Origin of the sequence: Variovorax sp. OV084, assembly GCF_900111625.1 — a bacterium.
Classification (GTDB): domain Bacteria; phylum Pseudomonadota; class Gammaproteobacteria; order Burkholderiales; family Burkholderiaceae_C; genus Variovorax.
The window spans coordinates 174,860-193,852 of the sequence record NZ_FOII01000003.1; the positions used below are offsets into that span (position 1 = coordinate 174,860).

The following is an 18,993-nucleotide window of genomic DNA, read 5'->3' on the forward strand; positions in this document are numbered from 1 at the left end:
AATTCCGCAATTTCTTGAATTCAAAGCATTTCATGCAACTCGACGCCATCGACCTGCGCATTCTGGATGAGCTGCAGCGCGACGGTGCGCTGTCGAACGTGGAGCTGGCGCGGCGCGTGCACTTGTCGCCGTCGCCCTGCCTGGCGCGCGTGAAGGTGCTTGAAGCGAACGGCGTGATCGACCGCTATGTGGCACTCGTCAGCGCGAAGGCATTGGGCCTGGGGCTCAACGTGTTCATCTCGATCAGCCTCACGACGCAGAGCAAGCAGTCGCTCGCCGACTTCGAGCAACGCATCGCCGAACACGACGAAGTGATGGAGTGCTACCTGATGACGGGCGACAGCGACTACCTGATCCGTATCGCGGTGGCGGACATGGCTGCGCTGGAAAAATTCATCCTGGAACAGCTCACGCCGATTCCGGGAATCGAGAAGATCCGCTCGAGCTTTGCGCTCAAGCAAGTGCGATACAAAACGGCGCTGCCGTTGCCGAGGGAGTAGGTGCTCCCCCAGGCTTCGCGCACTTCGTGTCGCTTCGCCCACCCCCTCGCCGGGGGCAACACCGGTGGCCCGGCAGAGCCGGTTCCACGGTGTTCCCCGGAGGGGCCTAGGGATTCAACGCTCAGAGGCCGATCAGGCCGCCGTCGTCCTTCGTGATGACCACGGTCGCCGAGCGAGGACGGGCGGTGCCGCCTTGCGGCCAGTGGCTGAGGAACTTCGTCGGATCGCTGATGTTGGCCTTGGCCGTGTTCTCGCCCGGGTGCTGGATGTTCACGAACAGCGCACGGCCGTCGCCCGATTCGGCGATGCCGGTGATTTCGCAATCAACCGGGCCAACGAGGAAGCGGCGCAGGCCGTCGGTGCCCGGGGCCTTGCCGACGAAGGTGGCCTGCGTGGCGGTGGTGCCGCCATCGACGTTGGTGATGGTCTTCGCGGCACCATCGCCGACCTTGCCCGGCAGGGCGCCGAGCAGCATGCAGTTGGTCACGTCGGTGTACTTGCCGTCGTCGGTCTCGATCCACAGCAGGCCGGGCGCGGCCTGGCTGAACCACATGCCGTCAGGGCTGGAGAAGTCGTTGTCAGCTCCAAGGGCGGACAGGTTCACGTCGGCCGACGCGGTCGAGCGCGCGCCGAACAGGTACACGTCCCACTTGAAGGTGACTGCAGCGGGGTCGCCACCGGCATCCGCGAAACGGATGATGTGGCCGTTCGGGTTGCCCTTCTGATCGACGCCGTTCTTCGGGTCGTTGTACGAACGCGGGTTGGCCGCGTCGGTGCCAGTGACCGGACGTGCCGAGTTGTTGGTGAGGGTGAGGTACACCTCGCCGTTCTTCGGGTTGACGGCCGTCCATTCCGGGCGGTCCATCTTCGTGGCGCCAGCCGCATCGGCTGCGTGGCGTACGTTGATCACGACATCGGCCGCATCGGCGAATGCATAGCCGGCGTAGCCCGAGGTGATGTTGTTGACACCGAGCTTCAGTTCGAGCCAGTCGCCCGTGCCGTCGGCCTTGAATTTGGCGACGTAGAGCTTGCCGTCGTCCATGTACTTGTCGCCGGCCGCAATGCCGCCGCCGACGTCGGCCGCGTCCCAGTTCTTGGTGGACACGAACTTGTAGAGGTACTCGTTCTGCGAGTCGTCGCCCATGTACCAGACCAGCGGCTTGCCGACCACGACCGGGCCGAGGCAGGCGCCTTCATGGCCGAAGCGGCCGAGCGCGGTGCGCTTCTTCGGCGTGCTGGCGGGGGTGAACGGATCGATCTCGACCACCCAGCCGTATGTGTTGGAGCCGTTGCGGTAGTCGTCGACGGCAGTGGCGCCGATGACTTCGGTATTCCAGCGGCCATACAGGTTGTCGGCGGTGTCGGGCGTGACGGTAGCCCAGAGCTCGCGGCCAGCGCTGGCCACGCCATAGCGGGTGAAGCTTGCGATTTCCTTCGCGGTGCGCTGGGGGTCGTCGTTGGCCTTGATGCGGCGGAAGTAGCCGGCCCAGTTCTCTTCGCAGGTCAGGTACGTGCCCCACGGCGTGGTGCCGTTGGCGCAGTTGTTGAGCGTGCCGCGGGTCTTGCTGCCGTCGGTCGAGTACTTGGTCTTCAGGTAGTCGGTCTTGGCGGCCGGGCCCGAGAAGGTCATCTCGGTCAGCGTGTGGACGCGGCGGTTGAAGCTCGAGTCCTGCTTGTAGCTCCAGGTGCTGCCGCTCTTGTTGACCTCGATCGCGCTCACGCCGTGCAGGTAGAACTCGCGCAGCACTTCGTCGGCGACGGTACGCACGGCGGCATTGCCGGTGCCGGTGATGGTCTGGCCGGCGGGGTGCAGGAACAGCGGCGTGATGGCCTCGTGGTTCATCACGAGCATGCCGCGCGAGGCGTTGGCGGCATCCCACTTGTTCGAGGCATTCATGCCGAAGAAGGTCATGCCGTCGTGGTGGTCGCCGGCGCGGCGGTCGTAGGTGGTGGCGTCGTCGGTGCCGTCGTTCTTGTAGGCAGCGACACCCGAGGCGATCGGGTCGCCCAGGCGGTACAGCACGCTGGCGGTGTAGCCGGCAGGCACGGTCACGACGTCGGCGAGGCTCTTTGCGACGGCATTGAAGCCGAGCTTCATCGGAGCGGGGGAAGGAGCGGGAGCTGGCGCAGGGGGGGCGGGTGCGGGGGCCGGGGGCAGGACCGGGAAGCTGGTGCCACCGCCGCCACCACCGCCGCATGCCTGGAGCAGCGCGGTACCGGCAGTGCCGACGCCCAGGCCGAACAGATGGCGGCGGCTCAGGCGCGAGGCGATCAGGTCGGTGAACGAGGGGTTCGACGTGGGGTTGGTGCCGATGTCGTCGAGGTCGACCGAGGGATCGTCGGTGCGGGTATTTGCGGTCATGCGCAATGTCTTTCTTCGTGGGTTGGGGGAGAAACCAGCCCGCGAAGTTAGGCACTTCGTATGACGACTCCGTGAATTGCTCAGGTTCCAGTCAGGTTGAATCAGGCTGTTTTCAGCACCTCTTCATCAACCCTTCAGGCCCGCGCGGCTCAGGGCGCGGGCAGTTGCCGCGGCCACAGCGCCCACAGGCGCAGCGGCTGGTTCATGCTCGCCGCAAGCCTGCCCGCATCGGCGCCGGTGCCCGCGAAGTAGTCGGCGCGCACGGCGCCGAGGATGGCGCTGCCGGTGTCCTGCGCCACCACCAGTTTCTGCAGCTGCGCCGCCGGCCCGTTGGACGCAAGCCACACCGGGGTGCCGTACGGGATGCTCTCGCGGTCGACCGCGATGGAGCGGCCGGCCGTGAGCGGCACGCCCTGGGCGCCGCGCGGGCCGAAGGCGGCGTCGACCTCGCTCATCGTCTCTTCGCGGAAGAACACGTAGCGCGGGTTGCTCCACATCAGCTGCGTTACGCGCTGCGGGTTCTGCGCGGCCCAGGCTTTTGTGTCGTCGGGCCACTTGCCGACCTTGCTCACGCCCTGGCTCATCAGCCATTGCTGCACGCTGCGGTAGGGCTGCTCGTTGGTGGCCGAGAAGGCCACGCGCACGGTGTGCTGGTAGCCGTTGGCCTCGGTGATGCGCAGGCGCCCGGAGCCCTGGATGTGCAGCATCAGCGCGTCGATGGGGTCGGCCATCCATGCGATCTCGCGGCCGCGCAGCGCAGCCTGGGCTTCGGGCAGGGTCTCGATCTCCTGGCGCGTGTACCAGGGGCGGCGCGGCACCAGGCCGTCGGGGGCCTGGTAGATCGGCACGTTGAAGGCGGCGGTGGGCACGCGCGAGGCTTCGTACACCGGCTCGTAGTAGCTGGTGAGCTTGCCTTCGGTCTGGCCGTTGAGCGCCTCGATGCGATAGGGCTGCAGCCGGTCGGTCATCCACTGGCGCTGCTCTTCGGGGGTGGCAATGGTCAGCTGGCGCACGTCGCGGCACAGCGGCGCGAAGGCGGCGTTGGGGCGCGAGCAATTCGCCAGCAGCGCGATCCAGGCCTCGTGCAGCGGGTCTTCGCCGAACCCGGGCAGCTCGCCCCACCCGACCGGCACCCAGCGGCTCTTGGGGTGCGCAAGCGAGCCGGTGAGCGGACCGAGGTCTCGCGGCTGGGTGGCGGGGGGGCGGGTGGGGGCCTCGGGCGCGCGCGGGCCGGTGGAACAGGCGGCGAGCGTTGCTACGATCACAAGCCCGACCAGCCACTGGAGTCCATTTCTCATGGGTTTGATTCTGCTTGAAGCCCTCGCCGCGGGACTCGTGTTCATCTTGATCATCTGGTGGACCATGTTTTCCGGCCGCAACAAGGGTGAATTGCATGACGACGACGAGCCTGAAGCAGGCCGCGACGCCACCGATCGAAACCCGCCGCCGGAAACGTGAATTGCTTGTGCAGTCCCGCGCCGCGCCGCCATGTCGGACAACTACCCCATCGCTATTACTTTAGTAGCAATCATCGTAGCATTCATGCGCTATGGCGAAACTTTTCTTATTTTCTGTGGGGCTTTGAGCCCGTACCATCGCGTACGCCCGGAAGCTAAGCTGTGGCCCGCCTGATTCAACCTAGAAAGGGATCGCCATGAAAAAGTTTGTACTCGCCACCACTGCCACAGCGCTCATCCTGTCCGGCTGCGCCGGCGGCATGACCGACACGCAGCGCAACACCGGCATCGGCGCCGGTATCGGCGCGCTCGGCGGCGCCGCCATCGGCTCGGCCACGGGCGGCAACCGCGGCGCCATCGGTACGGGTGCGGTGCTCGGCGCGGCAGCCGGCGCGCTCGGCGGCTACCTGTGGTCGCAGCGCATGGAAAACCAGAAGCGCCAGATGGAAGCCGCCACGCAGGGCACCGGCATCGCCGTGACGCAGACGCCGAACAACGAGCTGAAGCTGCAGATCCCGAGCGACGTGTCCTTCGACGTGGGCCGCGCCAACATCAAGTCGAACTTCGCGCCGGTGCTCGACCAGTTCGCGAACGGCCTGCGCAACAACCCGAACGCCGAGGTGCGCATCATCGGCCACACCGACAGCACCGGCTCCGACGCCATCAACAACCCGTTGTCGGTCGAGCGTGCCACCAGCACCCGCGACTACCTCGTGGCGCGCGGCGTGAACGCAGCGGCCTTCCGCATCGAGGGCCGCGGCTCGCACGAACCGATTGCCGACAACAACAGCGATGCCGGCCGTGCGCAGAACCGCCGAGTCGAAATCTACGTGGGCGAGCGCGCGCCGCAGGGCTGAGCGTTCACCACCCCGGGAAACCGGCCGCGCTGAAAGGCCGGTTCCCACCACTACCGTTCCATTGGTCCATAGAGAGGGAAATTCATGAGGAAGTTTGTTGTTGCTAGTGCGGCTGCGGCCGCTTTGCTTTTTATTGCGGGCTGCGCTTCGCAGTCGCCGCCGCCGGCAGCCGCCGCTCCGGCTGCTGCACCGGCTGCGCCAGCCAACAGCTGGACGGCCCGCCTGGCCGCACTGAAGACCGACCTGGAAGCCTCGACCAAGGGCACGGGCGCGGTGATCGAACAGACCGCCGACAACCAGCTGCACGTGGTGATCCCGAACGAGCTGTCGTTCGACACCGGCCGTGCCAACGTCAAGCGCAACCTGGCGCAGGTGCTCGACAAGGTCGCCGACGGCCTGAAGAACGCCACCGCCGCCAGCGTGCGCGTGGTCGGCCACACCGACAACACGGGCAGCGAAGAAGGCAACGAACGCCTCTCGGTGAGCCGCGCTGACAGCGTGCGCAATCACCTGGTGGGCCGAGGCGTGTCGACCACGGCCATCACCACCGACGGCCGCGGCTCGCGCGAGCCTCTGGCCGACAACGGCACGGCAGCAGGCCGCGCCCAGAACCGCCGCGTCGAAATCTTCGTCGCGGAAAAGGCCTGATCTTCTAGAGATCCCGAAGTCGGTTGGCCAATTCGACGGCCGACTTCACTTCCATCTTGTCGAACACGCGCGCGCGGTGCACTTCCACCGTGCGCACGCTGATCGCAAGCTGGTCGGCGATGAGCTTGTTGGGCAGGCCCTCGACCACCAGCCGCATCACGTCGCGCTCGCGGTCGGTCAGCTCGCCGATGCGCTCGGCCAGCCCGCGCCGCACGCGCTGCACTTCCAGCGCCTGAAGCGACGCATTCAACGCATGCTCGATCCGGTCGACCAGCGCGTTGTCCGAGAACGGCTTCTCGCAGAAATCGAAGGCACCGCGCTTGACCGCGTCGACGGCCGTCGGCACGTCGGCGTGGCCCGTCAGGAAGATCACCGGCATCGAGGGCAGCAGGCCGCGCTCGGCCAGCCGGTCGAACAGCACCAGTCCGCTGGTGCCGGGCATGCGCACGTCGAGCAGCAGGCACAGCGGCTGCTCGGGCAGCGGGCCCTGGTCGAGAAACTGCTCGAAGGCCTCGGCACTTGCGAAGTGCTCGCTGGCCAGGCGCCGCGAACGCAGCAGCCAGGCCAGCGCCTCGCGCACGCTGGCGTCGTCGTCCACGATAAAGATCAAGCCATCGATCAGCGGTTGCATGCGGTGAGATCCAGCAGAAGATTGTTTGATTGATTGAAACGCCGTCAGCCCGCGGCCGGCAGCGTGAATCTGAACACGGTGCCGCGCGGCTTGTTCGGCTCGAACACCAGCGCCCCGCCATGTTGCTCCACCACCGTGCGGCACAGGCTGAGGCCAAGCCCCATGCCATCGGCGCGCGTGGTGAAAAAGGGCGTGAAGAGCCGCTCGGCAACTTCCTCGCTGATGCCGCTGCCCAGGTCGGCCACCGAGAACTCGAGCCAGCGCCGCCCGTCTTCCTGCACCGCGGCGCCCACCGCGTTGGCGCGCGCCACGCGCAGCCGCAGCACGCGGCTGCCGACATTGTCGGGGCCGTCCATGGCCTGCATCGCATTGCGCGCGAGGTTCAGCAGCACCTGCTCGACCAGCGTGCGGTCGCACATGGCCGCGGGCAGGCGGTCTTCCAGCACCACCTCGATGATCACGCCGAGCTTGCGCGCCTGCAGCCGCACCAGCGGCAGCACCGCGTCGATCAGCGCCTGCGGCGCCACGGCCTCGCGCGTGCGGTCGCGCCGGCGCACGAAGTCGTGCACGCTGCGAATGACCTGGCCCGCGCGGTCGGCCTGCTCGGCAATGCGCCTCACCGCCATCGCCACCTCGCCCTGGTCGCCTTTGGCATGCGGCCCGAGCAGGTTGAGCGAACCACTCGCGTAGCTGGCGATGGCGGCCAGCGGCTGCGTGAGCTCGTGGCTCAGCAGCGAGGCCATCTCGCCCACCGTTGCAAGCCGCGCGCTCGCCTGCAGCCGCTCCTGGCTGGCACGCGAAAGCTCCTCGATGCGGCGCTGCTCGCTCACATCGATGAACGCGCTCATCCAGCCGGTCTGCACCTTGTGCGCGTTGATCAGCGGCGCCTCGAAGATCAGCACCGGAAAGCGCGTGCCGTCCTTGCGCATGAAGACCGACTCGAAGCCTTCGCGCGGCGGCATGCCGCCCGCAAGGCGCCGCGCCTGCCGCTGCTGGTATTCGTGCGCCAGCTCGGTGGGCCAGTAGGGCGCATCGGCGTTGTCGGCCATGAGCTCCTCGGGGCTGAAGCCGACCATCTCGCAGAAGGCCGGGTTCACGTAGGTGATGCGGCCCTGCAGGTCGCGCGCACGCAGGCCGGTGATGACCGAGTCTTCCATCGCCTTGCGGAAGGCGAGCGCATCGGCCAGGTCGCGCTCGGCGCGCAGGCGGCGGCGCGTGTCGCGCGCGAGCAGCACCAGCACCGACACCAGCGCGATGGAGATCGCCGTGACCAGCGCCGTGAGCATGTTCGGGAACAGGTCGGGCGCGGCGCGCCAGCCGTCGACACGCAGCATCAACGCAGTGCCCGGCAGGTCGATGAGCTGCTGCGAGGTGAACACGCGCGTGCCGGTGCGCCGCGAGGTGCCGAGCGCTACCAGCCGCGTGCCGTCGGCCTCGGTGAAGGCCACTTCCTGGCCGCGCGTGAGCGTGGGGCCGACCAGTTCGATCAGCGCGTCGCGCAGCGAGTAGCTGGCCACGAGATAGCCCCCGGCATCGATGGGCACGCACAGCTCCATCACCTCGATGCCGCCGCCGCCGGCAATCGGCACGTAGTGGCTCGGCGAATAGGCCGGCGCGCCGAGCTTGCGCGCGGCGGCGCAGGCCAGCGTCACGTCGGACTGCTCGGCCCCGCGGCTCTCCTCGTCGAGGATGCGCATGCGATAAGGCGTGTTGACGGCCTGCTGCGGGCGCAGCGCAGCGTCGCGCCATTCGAGCCGCAGCCATTCGCGATGCTCGCGCAGCAGCGCGGCCGCCACCTCGGACCATTGCGCGCGGTCGACGCCCGGAGCCTGCGTGGCGCGCAGGCTCTGCGCATTGCGCTGGAAGCCGCTGCGCAGGTCGGAGACCGCATCGGCGGTGTCGCGGTCGAGCGCCGCCTGCACCTGCTCGACCTCATGCCGCCCCGCGAGCCACACCACCGTGACCAGCAGCACCGACACCAGCACCGCCAGCAGCAGCCACAAGAACCAGCGCTGCCACAGCGAGCGCAGCCGCGCGTACGCCAGCAGCGCCCACCGCTGCGGTGCGACGGTCAGCAGCGCATCGGACATTGCTAGAGAACGCAGTGCGAGAGCACGGGCAGCTGGGTTCGCGTGCGCTCGACCTGTGCGGCATCGATGTCGAACAGCACCACGCCCTCTTCGCTGGCCTGCTGCGCCACCACCGTGCCCCAGGGGTCGATCACCAGCGACTGGCCCCAGGTGTGGCGACCGTTCTCGTGCGTGCCGCCCTGCGCGGGCGCGACCACCCAGGCCAGGTTCTCGATGGCGCGGGCGCGCAGCAGCACCTCCCAGTGCGCCGCGCCGGTGGTGCGCGTGAAGGCGCTGGGCACCAGCAGCAGGTCGGCGCCCTGTTTGGCGAGCGCGCGGTACAGCTCGGGAAAGCGCAGGTCGTAGCACACGCTCATGCCCACGCGCCAGCTGTGGCCGTCTCGCGAGGGCAGGTCGAACACCACGGGCTCCTTGCCGGGCGCGATGACGCGGCGCTCGTCGTAACGCTCGGTGCCGTTGTCGAAGAAAAAGAGATGGATCTTGTCGTAGCGCGCCACGCACAGGCCTTCGGGCGAGAAGGCCAGCGAGCTGTTGAACACGTGCTCGGCGTCGGTGCTCTCGATGGGCAGCGTGCCGCCGACGATCCACAGGCCGAACTCGCGCGCCGCGTCGGCCAGGAAGCCCTGCACCGCACCCGCGCCGGCGGTCTCGCGCAGGCCGAGCTTGTCGGTGTCTCGCGCGCCCATCATGCAGAAGTACTCGGGCAGCACCGCCAGTTCGGCACCGGCCGCAGCAGCCTGCGCGAGCAGGTCGTGGGCGCGCGCCAGATTGGCTTCGCGGGCGATGGCCGACACCATCTGGATGGCTGCGACTTTCATTGCGTGATCTCCGTTTTCTTGCCTTCGTCTGCCGTCGACGAGCCCGGCAGGCCGGGGATGTTCGGAATGCTCTGTGGCAACAGCTGCAGGGTGCGCGGCACCTTCGCTATTTTGGGGTCGGCCCAGGTGCCCTCGACGTGGAACTCCTGCGTGGCGGCCGCCGCGAGCGGCTTGCTCAGCACCCATTGGGCCAGGAATGTGCCCAGGCCGATGGCGGGGTTGATGGCGGTGGCCACGAGCGCGGCCGTGCCGGCATTGATCTCGGGCACCACCACCACGCGCAGGTTCTGCGTCTCGCGCACGATGTCGGCCGAGCCGTCCATCAGCGCGGCGGCGTTGACGCCCTTCATCTGCAGGTTGTTGGTGCTGGCGATGCCCTTGTTGATCTTCGCGTCGCCGCGGATGAAGTCGAAGGCGAAACCCTGGCTGAAGACGTCGCGGAAGTCGAGCGTGAGCCGCCTCGGCAGCGCCTGCAGGCTCAGCACGCCGAGCAGCTTGGCCAGGCCCGGGTCGGCCTTGAGGAACTGGCCTTGCTCCACGTCGACCTGCAGTTGCCCGCCCAGGCTCGGGTAGTCGAGCGAGAACGGCGAGCCGCGCCAGTTGACGTCGCCTTCGAGCCGCCCGCGGCCGCGCGCAAGCACGCCCGGCATGCCGAAGCGCGTGAGCAGTTCGCCAGCATCGGCGATGTCGAGCTTGAAGGTCATGGCGGTGCGGCGCTGGCCGGCCGCGGCGCCGGGCACGGCTGCCCAACTGCCCTTGGCCGCGAAGCTGGCCTCGGGCATGGTGAAGACCAGCTTGTTGAGCGCCCATTCGCGGCCTGCACCGCCGCGGTTGACGGCGTCGATCTCGGCGCGGCCGAGGCGCTTGCCGAGCAACTCGAAGTCGTCGATCACGATGTCCAGGGCCGGCAGGGTGCCGGGCTGCTCGTCGAGCAGGGCCTCGACCTGCGTGGCCTCGGCCGGCGCGATCTTCAGCCGCGCAAGCCGCGCGTAGAGGCGCCCGGCCTGCGTGTGGCGGTATTCGGCGTAGCCGCTGAGTTCGGTGGCGTCGATGTTGGCGCGCCAGACGGTGCCTTCACGCGTGCCGCCGAGCACCACGTTGTGCAGCGTGCGGCCCGCAATGCCGAGCTGCTGCGCGCGCACCGCGATGCGTGTTGGCAGGTAGGCCTGCGACGGATCATCGGCCCGCTCCGCGGCCTCGGTGCCGGTGCTGGCGGCGTCGCCGATCAGCGCCTGCCATGCGGCCATGTCGAGCTTGGCGACGTTGACGTTCGCAAACACGCCCTTGTCGGGCAGGCTGGCCGTCTCGCCCTGCGCGAGGCCGACGCCGATGCTGCCGCGCTGCACGCGCGCCTCGTTGCCGACGAGATCGCGCACGTACTGGACGGCGCCGACGCGGCCGAGGTCGAGCGAGAGCTGGTCCTGCGTGGCAACGCTCGTGCCCTGGCGGGTTTCGCGCGCGAGCACCTTCTTCTCGATGCGCAGCGGCATCTGCTCTTCGGCGGTCTTCACGAGCGGCAGCGGCAGTTGCAGCGCCAGGCCCTGCAGGCTGCTGGTGAGCGAGAACTCGGGCGTGCCGTCGCGCACCGAGAAGGTGGCCGCGTAGGGCGTGCTGCCGGTCGAGTTCTTCGCGAGGCGGGCGAGCCAGTCGATCTCGCGCGCGCCGCGCAGGCCCTCGGCGGTGGCCGTGCCCTGTGCCTTCAGGGCGACTTCGCGGTTGGGGCCGCTGAAGCGGCCCTTGCCCTCGACACGGATGTCCCCGCCCAGCAGCCTGGCCTGCACGCCGGCCAGCGAGAAGCCGGTTTCGGTGAAGCTGACCGTGCCCTTGGCCTGCGTGAACGAAGGCGCCTCGGGCACGACCTGCAGTTCGTTGTCGGCCAGCACGACCGAGGCCTGCACCTTGGCGTTCTCCATGGCCGCAAGGGGCAGTTCGAGGTGCAGCTTGTAGTCGGCCGAGCCGGTGGCGCGCGCGGTGCGCATGATCTCGCCGGTTTCTCCGGCCAGCGGCGCGCCCGCTCGCAGAACCTCGCCGAGCGGGCCCTTGGCCTGTACATCGACGCGCAGCACTTGCGCGTGGTGCGACAGCTCGGGGATCTGCGCTTCGCCCTTGGTCACCTCCACGCCGGTGGCGCCGACCAGGCGACCGCGCGCGTTGCGCACCAGCATGCCGTCGCGCTCGAACACCAGCTCACCCGAAAGGCCGGTGAGCGGGGGCCACACCGGGGCGGGCACGCCGTTGCGCGACGGCGCTGCGACGGACGGCGGCGCGTAGGCGTAGTTGACGTCCGCCACCTTGGCCGCGATGCGGAAGTCGCCCTGCTTCGGGTCCTTGAACGGCATGTCGTGCAGGTCGCCGCGCACGCGGAAGTCGACGCTGCTGGCAACGCCCTTGGTGACGGCTTCGCGCACGTAGTCGCGCGTGTGCTGGGGAATGTCGAGCGGCAGGTAGCGGAACACGCGCGTGCCGTCGGCGCGGGTCAGCTTGCCCTGCAGGTCGAGCACGCCGGGAAAGCGGGCCTTGCTGCTCGATGTGGCCGGGTCGCTGGTGCGCCAGCTGGCCTGGGCGTCGCCTTCGGCGTCGGCGTTGGCGAAGCTCAGCTTCGACATCTGCAGCTGCGCGTTGCCGTTGTCGAGCTTCCATTGCAGTTGCGTCGAGAGCCGGTCGATGGGAATGACCGGCTCCTCGAACACGCCCGGGAATTCGAGCGTGCCCTTTGCAATGGCGAGCGTGGCGGTGCCGCCGGTGTGGGTGGCGTCGAAGTCGATCGTGGCGCCGCTCAGGCCGGGGGTGCCGGCATGGACCCTGGGCGGGGTGGCCGCAGCGGTGGTCGCCGACGGTGCCGAGGCCGCCGCCGCGGGCGGGCCCGCCGCCTCATCCGCCGCGCCGGGCTGCGAGGCGATGCGCAGGCCGCTGACGCGGCCCTTGGCCTGGTAGCGGCTGGGCGCGCCCAGCGAGCCCTGCCAGTTCAGGTCGACGTGCTCGACGAGGCCGCGCGGCGCATAGGCGTCGAGCACGCGGTGCGTGGCGTCGCCCAGCGGCAGTCGGTCGGCGATGAGGGCGAGCGCGGCCAGGTCGAGGCGGTCGGCGCGCAGCGCGCCGTGCTCGGGCGTGCGGCCCCTGTTCGGCGTGTGCTGCAGCCACAGGTTGCCGCCGGGCCAGCGCAGGCCGTCGCTGGTGTCGAACTGCAGCGCGGTGGTCGAGAACTCGAGCGTTTCCTCGGAGAGCCGCCCCGCGAGACGACCGGTGACGGCGTTCAGCACCAGCGGCGGCAGGCCCTTGTCGAGCGAGACGTCGACCTTGTCGAGCCCCAGGTCGACCGCACCGCCGACGACCTGGCCGTCGTCGACGTCGGCCCACAGGCGCAGCGCGCCGTTGCCCTGGCGAATGCGGGCGTCGAGCGAGACGTACTGGCCGAGCCGCGTGACGTCGATGTAGGGCAAGTCGGCATAGAGCTGGCCGTCCCAGGTCTGCCAGTGGCCGCTGCGCATCGACAGCAGCGGCTGGCGGAACTGGCCGCGAAGGGTGAAGCGCTGGCCCCAGCCGGCCGGCGGCGTGGCGTCGAGCCGCAGGCCATGGCGCCGGGCGCTGTTGCGCGCGACGAAACGCACGTCGGTCAGCAGCAGGGGTTCGGCCTGGCGCTGCTCGTCGGTCCAGCGCACGGTGCCGCCTTCGATGACCAGCTCGCGCTGGGCGAAAAACCAGTCGGCACCGCGGGTCTCTCCGGTCGTATCGGTCGCCATGTGCAATCCAGCCACATGGAGTTTTCCCTGAGTGTCGCGGCGCACGTCGAGCTCCGGGCCCTCCACGTAAAGCTGCTCGAAGTTGAGCCGCCAAAGCGAGCGCGGCGACACGCTGGCCACCACGCGCACGAGGCGCAGCGCCTCTCGCTGGTCGGCATCCTGGAGCACCACGTCGCGCAGTTCGAAGGCCGGGAAAAGCCCTTCGGAGCGGGCGGTGATCGATCCGATGCGTACCGGCACGCCGATGGCCTTGCTAGCCTGTGCCTCCAGTGCGCCGCGAAAATCGCCGATTCGCGGCACAATCCACGCGTGTAGGACAACGACTGACAGCGCCAGCAGAAGCCATGCAGCGATCAACAGACCCAGCAGCCAGCGCGCCGTCACAGCGGTGATTTTGAGCAGACGTGAAGGGGTAGACGCCGTGTCGTTCATTGAGGATCGCGCTGTGTCGGGAATTATGACCGCCAGCATTCAGAGGGGTTCCACGGAAACCAGCATCAGTGTGAACCAGTTGCCAGCCACTTCAACGCGCAGCGCGCTCTCTTCTTACTCACGCTTCGTGCAGCGCCTGCGTCGCAGGTATGCGGCCGAGCTTTCATTGCTTCCCCCTGGTGCGCCGCGGCGCGAGTCGATGACGGTGGCTTACGAGGCATTGCGCCAACGTGGGGACAGCGTTGGCGATGCACTGCGAATTGTGCGGCAGCTTGTGATGGAGCGGCTTGTAACGCTTGATTGCGACGAGCAGGCGCCGCTGGCCGTGGTGACCACCGCCGTCACCGAGCTGGCCGAACTGGCACTCGATATTGCGTGCCAGGACGCATGCCACGAACTCGACGCAGTGCACGGCGCCCCTCTCGGCCCCGAAGGCCAGCGCGCTCAGCTGTGGATCGTCGGCATGGGCAAGCTCGGCGCGCGCGAGCTCAACGTGTCGAGTGACATCGACCTGATCTACCTCTACGACGTGGACGGCGAGACCAAGGGCGACGCCGACGGGCGCGGCCGGCTGGCCAACCAGGAGTACTTTGCGCGCGCCGTGAAGCGCATCTATGCGCTGGTGGGCGACACCACCGAGCACGGCTTCGTGTTCCGCGTCGACCTGGCTCTGCGGCCCAACGGCAACTCGGGCCCGAGCGTGGTCTCGCTCGATGCGCTCGAAGAGTATTTCCAGGTGCAGGGCCGCGAATGGGAGCGCTTCGCCTGGATGAAGAGCCGGGTGGTGGCACCGCGCGACATCGTGCTCGCGGGCCAGGCCCAGGGATTGCGCGGCGCGGTGCTCCCTTTTGTGTTCCGTCGCTATCTCGACTACAGCGTGTTCGATTCGCTGCGCGTGCTGCACCGGCAGATCCGCGAGCAGTCGGCGCGCCGCAGCGCCGGGCGGCCCGAGCGCGCGAACGACGTGAAGCTGTCGCGCGGCGGCATCCGCGAGATCGAGTTCACCGTGCAGCTGCTGCAGGTGGTGCGCGGCGGCCAGTTTCCCGAGCTGCGCACGCGGCCCACGCTCGATGCGCTGCAGCGCCTGGCGCGCGCCAACCTCATGCCGCAGGAAACGGCCGATGCGCTGGCCGCGGCCTATGAGTTTTTGCGCCGCGTGGAGCACCGTATTCAATACCTCGACGACCAGCAGACCCATGTGCTGCCGGTGTCCGACGACGATCTGCGCTGGATCGCCCAGACCCTGGGCTATCCCGAGTGCTGCCCTTTCCTGGCGCAGCTCGACACGCACCGCGAGTTCGTCGCGCAGGAGTTCGACAAGCTGCTCGGCGGCGAGAAGCCCTGCAACGGCAAGTGCAGCGGCAAGAAGACCGCCGCGCCCGCCGATCTGGCCGACCTGCTCGACGACCTGCCCCCGGTGTTTGCCGAGCGCATCCGCGACTGGTGCGAGCAGCCCCGCGTGCTGGCCCTGCGCGAAGAAACGCGTGGGCGGCTGCGCCAGCTGGTGCAGCGCACCGGCCAGTGGCTCAAGGAGCCCGATGGCGATGGCGCCGGACAAACGCCGCGCCACGTCGATGCCGCGATGCGCTGGGCCGACTGGATCGAACCGCTGATGCGCCGCGAGAGCTATCTCGCGCTGCTGGTCGAACGACCGGCCGTGCAGGAACGCTTGCTGCGCCTGCTGGGCGCGGCCAAGTGGCCGGCACGCTACCTGATGCAGCACCCGGGCGTGATCGACGAACTGGCGAGCGACGAAATGCTGTCGGGCCGCTTCGTCGCCGCCGAGTTCGAGCGCGAGCTCGAGGCGCGCCACGCGTCGCTTACCCGCACCGGGGAAGCCGACGAGGAGCGCCTGCTGAACCTGCTGCGCCACGCGCACCACGCCGAGGTGTTCCGCACGTTGGCTCGCGACGTGGACGGTCGCATCACCGTCGAGCAGGTGGCCGACGACCTGAGCGCACTGGCCGACACCACGCTGCGCGTGACCGCCCGCTGGTGCTGGCCGCACGTGCGCAACCGGCACCGCGAGGTGCCGCAGTTCGCGATCATCGGCTACGGCAAGTTGGGAGGAAAAGAGTTGGGCTACGGCAGCGACCTCGACATCGTGTTCGTCTACGACGATGACGACGAGCGCGCCGGCGAAGTTTATGCAGCCTACGTGCGCAAGCTCATCAACTGGCTCACGGTGAAGACGCGCGAGGGCGACCTGTTCGAGATCGACACTGCCCTGCGTCCAAACGGCAACTCGGGCCTGCTCACCACCAGCTTCGAGGCCTACGAGAAATACCAGCTCGGCCGCGGCAGCAACACCGCGTGGACCTGGGAGCACCAGGCCATGACGCGCGCTCGCTTCGTGCTCGGCAGCGAAGACCACGGCGCCGAACTGGGCGCGCGCTTCGACCAGGTGCGCGAGGCCGTGCTCGTGTCGCCGCGCGACCGCGAGGCGCTGAAGGCCGAGATCATCGCGATGCGCGAGAAGCTGCGCGGCGCGCGGCCGGTGAAGGCCGACCGCTTCGACGTGAAGCACAGCCCTGGCGGCATGGTCGATGCCGAGTTCGCGGTGCAGTTTCTGGTGCTGTCGTCGTCGGGCGAGCATCCCGAGCTGATTCCGAACGTGGGCAACATCGCGTTGCTGCTGCGCGCCGAACTGGCGGGGCTGCTGCCCGAAGGCGTGGGCCGCAGCGCGGCGCGGGCGTATCGCGAGCTGCGCCGCGTGCAGCATCGCGCACGCCTGAACGAAGAACCGACGCAGGTCACCCCGCCCGCACTGGCCCCTGAGCGCGAGGCCATGCTGGCGCTGTGGAAGGCGGTATTTGGCTGACGGCGCTCGCTCCTCCGCCGCCACCGCGCTGGCAGCGTGCGCGGTGGCTGTCGCCGTCCTTCTGGCCGGTTGTGCGAGCGGTCCGCGCAGCGGGAGCGGCGTAGCCAGCGGCCGCGACGGGCCGGGCACCAACATTCCGCCGGACCTCGCCAACGTGCCCGATGCCGAACCCCGCATCGAGCCCATCCGCACCAGCGGCGGCACCAGCAAGCCGTACACAGTGCTGGGTCGCGGCTATGCGCCGCTCACCGACGATCGGCCGTTCCGCGAGTCGGGACTGGCCTCTTGGTACGGTCGCAAGTTCCACGCGGCGTCGACCTCCAGCGGCGAGCCCTACGACATGTACGCCATGACGGCCGCGCACAAGACGCTGCCGCTGCCGAGCTATGTGCGCGTGCGCAACCCGGCCAACGGGCGCGAGGTGATCGTGCGCGTGAACGACCGCGGCCCGTTCGTGGACGGCCGCGTCATCGACCTGAGCTACACGGCCGCGCTCAAGCTCGACCTGCTGCGCGGCGTCGCGCCGGTGGAGATCGAGCGGATCACGAACGAGGACATCCGCACGGGCGCATGGCGACGGGACTCGGGGACGGCGTATGCAGCGGCTGAAGCGCCCGCTCCCGTGCGCGCGGCGCCGGTGCGTGTGGCGAGCGCGCAGCAGGTGCGCGTGCCGGCCGAATGGGCGGCGCCGGTCGCGACAGTGAATGACGACATGCCGCCACCGGCATCGACGATGCCCGTCGCGCCGCAGACGCCGATGGCCGCGGCGCTGCCGCCAGGGGCCGAGCCGGAATCGGCACAGTCGCCGCCGTCCATTCCGCCGACCCGGCAGGCCATCGTGGTGAGCGACCTGGCCCCGCTGCAGGCGGCGCCTGCGTCACCGCCGCCTGTCGGTGCTGCACAGCCCCTGGCGTTGCCGGGCTTCTGGGTGCAGCTAGGCGCCTTTCGCGAACGCGACGGTGCACAGAGCCTGATGAACCAGGCCGCACGCGGCCTGCCTTCGCTGGCGCCGCAGCTGCATGTGTTCAGCGAAGCCGGCACGCACCGGCTGCAGGCCGGGCCTTTCGCCTCGCGCAATGCGGCCGGCGAGGCGGTCGCTCAGTTGCGCGAGAGCCTGCGCATCTCGCCGATGGTGGTGGAGCGCAGGTAAGCCCGTTCAGGCCAGCGGCTTGACCGCGACCGGCACGCGCATGCCGACGTTGAGGCGGTTCCAGGTGTTGATCTGCGCGATTGCCACGGTGAGTTCTGCAATTTCCACGTCGCTGAAATTGGCCTTCAGCGCGGCGAATTCTGCTTCGCGTTCGTCATGGTCGTCGGCCAGGCGCGTGAGCGATTCGGCCCAGGCCAGAGCAGCGCGTTCGCGCTCGTTGAAGAAGCTCACCTCGCGCCAGGTGGGCAGGCTGTTGATGCGCTGCCACTCCTCGCCCTGCTTGCGCAGGTCGCGCACGTGCATGTCGAGGCAGTAGGCGCAACCGTTGATCTGCGAGACGCGGGCGAAGACGAAGTCGACCAGTGTCTTGCCGAGCGTGCTCGACTCGATGGTGGTGTTGACGGCGAGGATGGCCTCGAAGGACTTCGGGACGAGCTTGAACCAGTTCAGGCGTGCGGTGGTGTTCATGGGTTTCTCCAGGTGGGTTGCGATGAAATCTGCTTGCTACCCACTGAAGACGGGCGAGCCATGCGCCCTGTGACACGCCGCGCGAACTATTTCGAAGAAAAAAGCTGCGCGATGCGCGCCAGCTTGTCGGGGTTGCGCTGCGCGCGGATGCGCACGATGCGGTCGTTCTCGATTTCGAAGGTCTGGGCCGATTCGAGTTCGCCGTCGAGAAAACGCAGCATGCCCGGCTCGCCGTTGATGTCGACCATTTCCATGCGCACCGCCGGCCCCATGCGGCGCCACAGCGAGTAGTACAGCTGCGCCAGGCGCTGGCTGCCGCGCAGGATCTTGCTGAAGGTCTGCACCTTGCCGCCGCCGTCGCCGATGAGTTCGACGTCCTCGGCCATCAGCGCCTTCAGGTCCTGCAGGCTGCCACGCGCGGCGGCGTCGGCAAAGGCGCGCAACAGGCGCTCGTGGGTTTCGCGCGGCACGGTGAAGCGCGGACGCCCTTCCTGCACCTGAGCCTTGGCGCGGTGCACGAGCTGGCGGCAGGCGGCCTCGCTCTTGCCGAGGGTGCGGGCGACTTCGTCGTAGTCGGCGTCGAACACCTCGCGCAGCAGGAAGGCGGCGCGGGCCTCGGGGGCGAGGCGCTCCAGCACGGCGAGGAAGGCAACGGAGATGTTGTCGGCGCGCTCCAGCAGTTGCTCGGGCGTGTCGGGCGCCTCGGTGAGCATGGGCTCGGGCATCCAGGCGCCGATGTAGTGCTCGCGCTGGACCTTGGCGGCGCGCAGCCGGTCGATCGACAGGCGCGTGACCACGGTCACGAGCCAGGCTTCGGCGCTGTCGAAGGTGTCTTTGGCGGCTTCGTGCCAGCGCAGCCAGGCGTCCTGCACGACTTCTTCGGCCTCGGCCATGGAGCCGAGCATGCGGTAGGCGATGCCCTGCAGGCGAGGGCGGTGGCGATCGAAGGTGAGGGTGGCGTCGTCCATGGGAGCTAGACGGCTGGCGTCCCCGGTTTGTGACACGGGTCCTTCAAAAAA

At 68.8% G+C, this 18,993-nt stretch carries 14 protein-coding genes; 6 read left to right on the top strand and 8 right to left on the bottom strand.

All coding sequences use genetic code 11. From position 1 onward, the window contains the following. The first annotated feature begins 32 nt into the window (after nt 1–32). Nucleotides 33–500: an Lrp/AsnC family transcriptional regulator gene (locus tag BMW87_RS10900; protein ID WP_093076240.1), complete on the top strand. Its 468-nt coding sequence runs from the start codon at nt 33–35 to the stop codon at nt 498–500. 121 nt (nt 501–621) lie between these two features. Here BMW87_RS10900 and BMW87_RS10905 read toward each other — a convergent pair whose 3' ends face one another. Both BMW87_RS10905 and BMW87_RS10910 read right to left on the bottom strand, forming a co-directional pair. Then, nucleotides 622–2,862: a PhoX family protein gene (locus BMW87_RS10905; protein ID WP_093076241.1), complete on the bottom strand. Its 2,241-nt coding sequence runs from the start codon at nt 2,860–2,862 to the stop codon at nt 622–624. Between the two features lie 149 nt (nt 2,863–3,011). Next, complete coding sequence (locus tag BMW87_RS10910; protein WP_093076243.1) at nt 3,012–4,160, bottom strand: murein transglycosylase A; 1,149 nt, start codon at nt 4,158–4,160, stop codon at nt 3,012–3,014. Here BMW87_RS10910 and BMW87_RS35075 point away from each other — a divergent pair. The 3 genes from BMW87_RS35075 (at nt 4,159) to BMW87_RS10920 (ending at nt 5,824) form a co-directional block, all read left to right on the top strand. Continuing rightward, nucleotides 4,159–4,320 carry a hypothetical protein gene (locus BMW87_RS35075; RefSeq protein ID WP_176928796.1) on the top strand — a complete coding sequence of 54 codons (162 nt, stop codon included), beginning with the start codon at nt 4,159–4,161 and terminating at the stop codon, nt 4,318–4,320. The genes BMW87_RS10910 and BMW87_RS35075 overlap by 2 nt on opposite strands. 196 nt (nt 4,321–4,516) lie before the next feature. Beyond that, complete coding sequence (locus BMW87_RS10915; protein WP_093055306.1) at nt 4,517–5,176, top strand: YiaD family glycine zipper/OmpA-like lipoprotein; 660 nt, start codon at nt 4,517–4,519, stop codon at nt 5,174–5,176. Between the two features lie 84 nt (nt 5,177–5,260). After that, nucleotides 5,261–5,824 carry an OmpA family protein gene (locus BMW87_RS10920; protein ID WP_093076244.1) on the top strand — a complete coding sequence of 188 codons (564 nt, stop codon included), beginning with the start codon at nt 5,261–5,263 and terminating at the stop codon, nt 5,822–5,824. A gap of 4 nt (nt 5,825–5,828) precedes the next feature. On the opposite strand, the gene BMW87_RS10925 is transcribed toward BMW87_RS10920, so the two are convergent. From BMW87_RS10925 to BMW87_RS10940, 4 genes are read right to left on the bottom strand one after another with little or no spacing between them, the layout of a single operon-like run. Beyond that, on the bottom strand, nt 5,829–6,455 hold the full coding sequence (locus BMW87_RS10925) for a response regulator transcription factor (RefSeq protein ID WP_093076246.1): 627 nt from the start codon (nt 6,453–6,455) through the stop codon (nt 5,829–5,831). Between the two features lie 44 nt (nt 6,456–6,499). Further along, nucleotides 6,500–8,545, bottom strand: a complete 2,046-nt coding sequence (locus tag BMW87_RS10930) for an ATP-binding protein (RefSeq protein WP_093055300.1) — start codon at nt 8,543–8,545, stop codon at nt 6,500–6,502. 2 nt (nt 8,546–8,547) lie between these two features. Then, nucleotides 8,548–9,363, bottom strand: coding sequence for a carbon-nitrogen hydrolase family protein (locus tag BMW87_RS10935; RefSeq protein ID WP_093076247.1), 816 nt, complete (start codon nt 9,361–9,363; stop codon nt 8,548–8,550). Then, nucleotides 9,360–13,535, bottom strand: coding sequence for a YhdP family protein (locus tag BMW87_RS10940; protein WP_093076249.1), 4,176 nt, complete (start codon nt 13,533–13,535; stop codon nt 9,360–9,362). The genes BMW87_RS10935 and BMW87_RS10940 overlap by 4 nt, the downstream gene beginning before the upstream one ends. Nucleotides 13,536–13,560: 25 nt before the next feature. Between BMW87_RS10940 and glnE the strand changes: the two genes are divergently transcribed. Continuing rightward, complete coding sequence (gene glnE, locus BMW87_RS10945) at nt 13,561–16,356, top strand: bifunctional [glutamate--ammonia ligase]-adenylyl-L-tyrosine phosphorylase/[glutamate--ammonia-ligase] adenylyltransferase (RefSeq protein ID WP_093076250.1); 2,796 nt, start codon at nt 13,561–13,563, stop codon at nt 16,354–16,356. Continuing rightward, entirely contained in the window at nt 16,349–17,506 is a 1,158-nt protein-coding gene (locus tag BMW87_RS10950) for a septal ring lytic transglycosylase RlpA family protein (RefSeq protein ID WP_093076252.1), read from the top strand. The genes glnE and BMW87_RS10950 overlap by 8 nt, the downstream gene beginning before the upstream one ends. Before the next feature lie 6 nt (nt 17,507–17,512). On the opposite strand, the gene BMW87_RS10955 is transcribed toward BMW87_RS10950, so the two are convergent. Continuing rightward, a complete protein-coding gene (locus BMW87_RS10955; protein WP_093055290.1) occupies nt 17,513–17,974 on the bottom strand; it encodes a carboxymuconolactone decarboxylase family protein in 462 nt (153 codons plus the stop codon). An 86-nt stretch (nt 17,975–18,060) separates the two neighbouring features. Then, nucleotides 18,061–18,942, bottom strand: coding sequence for an RNA polymerase sigma-70 factor (locus BMW87_RS10960; RefSeq protein ID WP_093076253.1), 882 nt, complete (start codon nt 18,940–18,942; stop codon nt 18,061–18,063). Nucleotides 18,943–18,993 lie beyond the last annotated feature (51 nt).